The following is a 5298-nucleotide window of genomic DNA, read 5'->3' on the forward strand; positions in this document are numbered from 1 at the left end:
CCGCGATGACCGGGCCGTTCTGCGCGGTCGGCCCGGACGAGCCGGGCGCGGGGTTCACAACGTGTAGACGCTGCTGCCGTCCACCAGCTCTGCGAGCTGCGGGTCATCGGAATGGCGCAGCTTGTCCGTCAACGCGCCCTCGGGCGGCACCCCGAGGGCCACCTCGTTGCGCAGCCACGCCGGTGCGTAGGAGAACAGCAGGAGTCTGCGCTGCCCGCAGCCGGGAGCGGTCGGCACCGTGCGGTGCCACAGGTTCCCGTGCATCAGGACGGCGTCGCCCGGGGCGAACTTGATCCGGTCCTCCTCCGGATGCGGCTCGTAGGTGCCGTCCAGTTCCATCCGCGGCGTCTTGTGGCTGCCGGGGATGACGCACAGCGGTCCTTCGGACTCGTCGATCTCGTCCAGGTAGATCAGCCCGTGCACGCTGTGCGGGAAGCAGAAGAACGGCGGGAGCGGCTCCGGGATGACGCACAAGTGCATGTGCCACGGCACGCCCGCGTCCGCGACCCCGGCCAATGCGTAGCGGCAGTCCATGCTGAACGAGACGCGCGGCCCCAGCAGGGCCCGCGCCACGGACAACGCGGGATCGTAGGTGATCAGCTTGTGGAACGACGCGTCCTTGTCCAGCAGCCGGCGGAAGTACAGGCCGTTGCGCTCCAGCACCTCGGCGCCGGCCGCGTCCTTTTCCTGCTCCGCCAGCGCGTCGACGGCGGCGCCGAACTCCCGCACCCATTCCGGCGGGATGAACCCCCGCCGGAGCACGTAGCCGTCCTCGACGAACCGGTCCATCTCCTCCTGCGAAGCGTGCACATCGATGTCGTGGCGCGGGTAGTCGTGCAGCCGGTTGTTGATCTCGTAGCTGACTTCGTGCCTGGACGTGGTCATGCCAACCTTCCGTCGTTGTTGCTACTTGCCGCGCGGGCTCTGCCTGATCTCCAGGTGCACGCCGGCGCTTTCCGCGGTCTCGAAGAAGGTGAAACCGCTCGAGTCCTCGCGTCGTCCGGTCAGCCAGGGCGGCAACCCGAGCTGTCCGGCCGAATCCGTGGCCGCGGCCACGTCGTCGACCAGGAACCCGAGGTGGAAGACCCCTTCACCGCGCTCCTCCAGGAACCGCCGCTGCGGGGAGTCGCCCTCGCCGGGCTCGACCATCTGCAACTGCATGTCGCCCAAGCCGACGAACTTGTACTTGAGGTTCAGCAGCCCGTCGTGGTCCGGCGGATCGAACGTGTACTGCGACAGCGGCGGGTAGTCCTGCCACGGACCGATTCCCACGGATTCGTAGAAGCGCACGGCGCGCTCGATGTCGCGCACCACGATGCAGATGTGGTGCAGCCGTCGGAACGGTGTTTCCATTCTCGCACCTTTCGGCGTCGGAATTGCGGACGCCGGGATCACAGCCGCCGAATCCGCGGCAGCGCCTCCTCGGCGATCTTCTCGAAGGTGGCGAAATCAGCGGCGTAGACGCCGGACTCGCGCGGCCAATGCACCACGAGTTCGGTCACCCCCGCCGCCGCGTACGACTCCGCCGTGCGCAAGAACTTCTCCGGCGAATCGAGGAAGTCGCCGGTGTAGCCCGTGGTCGCGTAGATCTTGTCCATCCCGGCGAAGTCGGTGCCCGCGCGCTCGCACGCCCGGGACAGCTCGCCGAGCTGCTGCCCGACGATTTCCCGCACGTCGTCGGGGGTGTACTTGCCGGAGAGGTCCGGCGGTCCCAAGCTCACGTACGCGTCCCCGCGCCGCGCCGCCAGCTCGATGCCCCGCCGACCGGCCGCGGCGACCGCGATCGGCACTCGCGGCAGCTGCCTGCAACCCGGGGTCATGCGCACGTCCACCGCCGAGTAGAACTTCCCCCGGTAGTTCGTCACATCGTTGCGCAGCAGTTCGTCGGACAGGTCGACGAATTCCTCGAACCGCTCGAAGCGCTCCCGGCGCTGCACCTGCGTCCCCAGCGCCGCCGCGTCCCCGGAATTCTCCGCTCCCGCGCCGATGCCCAGCGTGAACCGTCCGCCCGAGATGTCGTCCACGGTCACCACGTCCTTGGCGGTGGTGACCGGGTGCCGGAAACTCGGCGAGGTCACCAGCGTGCCGAGGCGGATGCGGCTGGTCACGGCGGCCGCGGCCGTCAGCACCGGGAACGCCGAGAACCACGCCCCGTCCCGCAGCGGATCCCACCACAGGTGGTCATAGGTCCAGGCGGAGTCGAAGCCCATCTCCTCGGCTGCCCGCCACCGCTGCGCGGCTCGCGACCAGCGTTGTTCCGGCAGGATCAGCACACCACAACGCACGGCTCCTCCTCAGCGAAATTCCCCGGCGGCTCGCACCGCCCGCATGACGACCTCTTGACGGCGAACGATCCGCCGCGCGCTCACCAGGCCACCGGAAGCCGCCGGATCGTCCGCAGCAGCAGGTCCGACCGCCACTCCACGTCCTCGGCCGGGATCGCCAGCCGCAACCGGGGCAACCGGCGCACCAGCAGATCGAGCACGACCTGGATCTCCATCCGCGCCAGCGCCGCACCCAGGCAGTGGTGCACGCCGTGGCTGAAGGTCAGGTGCGGGTTCTCCGAGCGGGTCAGGTCGATCTCCTCCGGGCGGTCGAACACCTCGGGATCGCGGTTGCCCGCGTACGGGAAGGAGATGACCGCGTCGCCCTCCTTGATCAGGACACCGCTGAGCTCGATGTCCGCACCGGCGACGACCGGGAACGTCGTCTCCTGCACCAGCGGCAGGAAGCGCAGCAGTTCCTCCACCGCATTCGGCACGTACTCCGGGGATTCGACGAGCCGGTTCCACAGCTCCGGCCGCTCCAGCAAGGTGTAGACCGAGTTGCAGATCTGGTTGGCCGAGGTCTCGAAGCCGCCGACCAGCAGCACCATCCCGGTGGAGATCAGCTCCTCCTCGGTGAGCCGATCGCCTTCGTCCCGCGCCAGCACCAGCGAGCTGAGCAGGTCGTCGGCCGGGGCCGCGCGACGCGCCGCGACGAGCTGCGCGAGGTGCGCGTTCAGCTCGGCGTGGCCCTGCTCCATCTGCTCGCGCCCTTGCGACCCCTGGACCTGCACGGCCCACTTCGCGAACCGGTCCTTGTCCGCCACGTCGCCGCCCAGGATCTTGCAGATGATCCTGATCGGGAGCTGCCACGCGATCGCCTCGCCGAGATCCGCAGGAGAACCGCGCTCGACCATGTCGTCGATCAGTCCGTCGACGATGACCTGCGCCTGCTCGCGCAGCTTCTCGATCTCGCGGTGGGTGAACGCCTTCATGACCAGTCGCCGCAGCCGCATGTGCTCCTGCGGTGGCGCGGTCAGCAGCGATTCGCGGCTCGCGGGGTAATCCTCCGTCGTGCGCGGAACGTCGGGGTCCTCCGGGGTCGTCCGCCGGAATCTGGGATCGTTCATCGCCGTTTTGATGTCCGCGTACCTGGTGAGCAACCAGGCCCGGCCGCCGTACGGCAGGCGCACCTCGGCGACCGGCTTGGTCGCGCGCAGCTCGGCGAACCGCGGGTGCAGTTCGAGCCGACGAGCCGGACCGAACGGATACGGCTCGATGTCGTCGTTTTCCTCGTCCACTTCTTCGCGAGCGGAAGTCATGACCTGTTCTCCTTTTCGGCACACCAGGCGGAACCGGAACCACCGCCCCGGATCCGCCGCACAGCATCGACTTTGCCGGGAAACGGTCCGGGAACCGCCGTTCAGCAGCGGTCCCTTCTGCCGGACATCCACCTGGCCGGCCGGAACTCCCCAGCTTTCCGGCCGCCTCGCGCGCCCGTGATCCCGGCGCCGATCACCCGTTGTCGGCCGCGGCGTCCAGCGTGCTCACGATCCAGCTCTGCAGACTGCGATTGCTGCGCTGCGCCGCGCTCTCCCAGCTCTGCACCCGGTTCTGGTTCAGTTCGAGCTGCACGTTGAACGACGAATCCGCGCATTCCCCGGCCGCACGCTCCGAGCTGTTTTTGATCTGCTTCCGCAGCGCGTTCTTGGACCACTTGAACTTCTCGGACAGTTCGAGCCAGTGGTCCTGCTCCTCCGGCCGCAGCCCGGCCACCTCGACGTGGTGCTGGAAGCTCAGCGACTTCCGCCGCCGGGACGGCGCGAACTTGCGCGCCACCCAGGAATAGTTCCGCAACGTCTGGTAATCCAGCATCGTCCGGTCGATCGCCCGCTTGTAGCGATCGGGGTAGGCGTCCTGCCCGTACACCAACCAATCGCCGATCCACCAAGCCGACGCACTTGATACCGTTGCCAGGGTCTCACCGATAGCACGCCAATCCTCCAGCGTTACCGGTTCGACGATCTGCAATCCGCTGGAATCCGCCACCACCGCGGGATGAATCGGCATCAAGTTGTTTTGTCCCGTTGCGTCCGCACAGTATGTGCCGACTGTCGGAATACTCAAGCGCGTCCCCCAAGAAACGGCTCAAACCTCTGCAGGCAGTGCAAGCGGAGCTTAACAAGCCGGCCTACCGGCACAAGGTCCGATCGAGTGGACGCGCCCGGCCCGTTGCCGGTCACACCGGCACCCGCACATCGGCGAAGCCCTGCTCGCGATGTCGACGAAAGGAGGTACCGGACCTCGGCTGCGCCTGCTATTCGACGCGCATGGCGCGCGTCCGGACCTGTCTCGCCGGCGAGACGGAAGCGGGCCGCCCCACGCCTCGATTCTCACCGGGAAGTCCCCGGGAAAGGAACGATGCGGGGCGCGCGGCCCGTACGATCGCAACCGCAGAAGAATTCGCGTCGGTACCCGGAGGCTCGGCGTTCCCGCCGAATGGGGGAATCGTCCGCTTTCGGGTGTTCGAAAGGAGCAGCGCATGGCCGTGCGGGAGGTGCCGATCAACTCGCTGGCGGGCACCCGGATTCGACTGCGCGAATACGCGGGAACGGCCATGCTGATCGTCAACGTGGCCTCGGAGTGCGGACTGACCGGCCAATACACCGCGCTGGAGCGGCTGCACCGCGACTACCGCACGCGGGGGTTCACCGTCCTCGGCGTCCCGTGCAACCAGTTCTACGGGCAGGAGCCCGGTGATCCGGTGGAGATCGCCGAGTTCTGCTCGACCCGTTTCGACGTGACGTTCCCGATGACCGAAAAGGTCGAGGTCAACGGCCAGGGCAGGCACCCGCTCTACGACGGCCTCGTCGAGGCGCCCGACGCGGACGGATACCGCGGCGACATCCGGTGGAACTTCGAGCAGGTCCTCGTCACCCCGGACGACGTAGTCGCCGCCCGCTTCGCACCGACCGTCGAACCCGCTTCGCCCGAGGTGCGCGCCGCCATCGAGCGCGTCCTTCCCCGCTGACCC

At 68.1% G+C, this 5298-nt stretch carries 6 protein-coding genes; 1 reads left to right on the forward strand and 5 read right to left on the reverse strand.

Annotated elements, in window-relative coordinates:
* Window positions 1-54 precede the first annotated feature (54 nt).
* From IJH84_RS11300 to IJH84_RS11320, 5 genes are all read right to left on the reverse strand, one after another.
* Entirely contained in the window at window positions 55-885 is an 831-nt protein-coding gene (locus IJH84_RS11300; RefSeq protein WP_295143717.1) for a phytanoyl-CoA dioxygenase family protein, read from the reverse strand.
* A gap of 21 nt (window positions 886-906) precedes the next feature.
* The gene (locus IJH84_RS11305; RefSeq protein ID WP_295143720.1) at window positions 907-1353 is read right to left on the reverse strand and encodes a VOC family protein; all 447 of its coding nucleotides are present in this window, start codon (window positions 1351-1353) and stop codon (window positions 907-909) included.
* Between the two features lie 38 nt (window positions 1354-1391).
* Window positions 1392-2285: an LLM class flavin-dependent oxidoreductase gene (locus IJH84_RS11310; RefSeq protein WP_295143723.1), complete on the reverse strand. Its 894-nt coding sequence runs from the start codon at window positions 2283-2285 to the stop codon at window positions 1392-1394.
* An 80-nt stretch (window positions 2286-2365) separates the two neighbouring features.
* On the reverse strand, window positions 2366-3586 hold the full coding sequence (locus IJH84_RS11315; protein WP_295143726.1) for a cytochrome P450: 1221 nt from the start codon (window positions 3584-3586) through the stop codon (window positions 2366-2368).
* Window positions 3587-3779: 193 nt separating this feature from the next.
* Window positions 3780-4334: an LmbU family transcriptional regulator gene (locus IJH84_RS11320; RefSeq protein ID WP_295143729.1), complete on the reverse strand. Its 555-nt coding sequence runs from the start codon at window positions 4332-4334 to the stop codon at window positions 3780-3782.
* Between the two features lie 472 nt (window positions 4335-4806).
* On the opposite strand from IJH84_RS11320, the gene IJH84_RS11325 reads away from it, so the two are divergent.
* Window positions 4807-5295: a glutathione peroxidase gene (locus IJH84_RS11325; protein ID WP_295143731.1), complete on the forward strand. Its 489-nt coding sequence runs from the start codon at window positions 4807-4809 to the stop codon at window positions 5293-5295.
* Window positions 5296-5298 lie beyond the last annotated feature (3 nt).

The organism is Saccharopolyspora sp., assembly GCF_017434145.1.
In the GTDB taxonomy this organism is placed as follows: domain Bacteria; phylum Actinomycetota; class Actinomycetes; order Mycobacteriales; family Pseudonocardiaceae; genus Saccharopolyspora_C; species Saccharopolyspora_C galaxeae.

What these genes read in the sequence shown, in the direction of transcription:
- IJH84_RS11300 (WP_295143717.1), bottom strand. Translation starts at nt 885, where the DNA reads ATGACCACGTCCAGGCACGAAGTCAGCTACGAGATCAACAACCGGCTG.
- IJH84_RS11305 (WP_295143720.1), bottom strand. Translation starts at nt 1,353, where the DNA reads ATGGAAACACCGTTCCGACGGCTGCACCACATCTGCATCGTGGTGCGC.
- IJH84_RS11315 (WP_295143726.1), bottom strand. Translation starts at nt 3,586, where the DNA reads ATGACTTCCGCTCGCGAAGAAGTGGACGAGGAAAACGACGACATCGAG.
- IJH84_RS11320 (WP_295143729.1), bottom strand. Translation starts at nt 4,334, where the DNA reads ATGCCGATTCATCCCGCGGTGGTGGCGGATTCCAGCGGATTGCAGATC.
- IJH84_RS11325 (WP_295143731.1), top strand. Translation starts at nt 4,807, where the DNA reads ATGGCCGTGCGGGAGGTGCCGATCAACTCGCTGGCGGGCACCCGGATT.